Annotated in this window: 1 pseudogene; it reads right to left on the reverse strand. The window is 80.5% G+C overall.

Annotated features, from left to right (window positions below):
- Positions 1-687 (reverse strand): annotated as a pseudogene (locus K6I33_RS35490) (hypothetical protein); the annotation flags it as partial.

A 687-nucleotide genomic window follows, 5' to 3' on the forward strand; every position in this document is an offset into this window, starting at 1 on the left:
GTCCCACGGCGGTCCTCGACGGGCGGACGGTGGGCGTCGGCCGGCTCGACGGTGCTGGAGCGGGCCGAGCTCCAGGTGTCCGCCGCACCGGCGCCGGTCGCCCGGGGGGCCACCGGCGCGGAGACGTACGTGGGCAGCGGGACGGGCACGGGCTCCCAGCCCTCGCCCGGCCCCCGGTCGCGCTGCTGGTCGACCCACTCGGCGTGGTCGGTCTGCTCGACCAGGGCACGCCGGCCCGCGCTGCGCGCCGCCGCCGCGCCGCCCGCCGCCGGGGGCGCCGAGTGGTGGACAACGGTGTCAGCGTCGGCGGAGCCGTCCTCGGGGGGCGCGGCATGGGAGCGCGCGCGGCCCTCGCGAAGGCGCTGTGCGGCCAGTTCGGCGCGGCGCTGGTCCATGGTGAAGGCGAAGCGGCGGCGCTCATGGACGCGCAGGTAGCAGATGTACGCGCTCAGCAGCACGGCCGGGACGCCCGGCACCCACAGGAGGGCGAGCCCGCCGACGCCCGCGACGACCGCGCCCAGGGTGAAGGCGAGGAAGAGCAGCACCGTGGTCCGGCGGCGGCGGGCCAGCACCTTGGAGCGCCGGGCGCGCTCGGCCGCCGTCAGGGTGCCGGCCGGGGCGGCCGGAGCCGACGGGGCAGGGGCCGACGGCGACGGGGCCGCGGCCGACGGGGCGGGCGCCGGTGCC

The sequence above is a fragment of the Streptomyces sp. UNOB3_S3 genome (assembly GCF_020740895.1).
Lineage (GTDB): Bacteria > Actinomycetota > Actinomycetes > Streptomycetales > Streptomycetaceae > Streptomyces.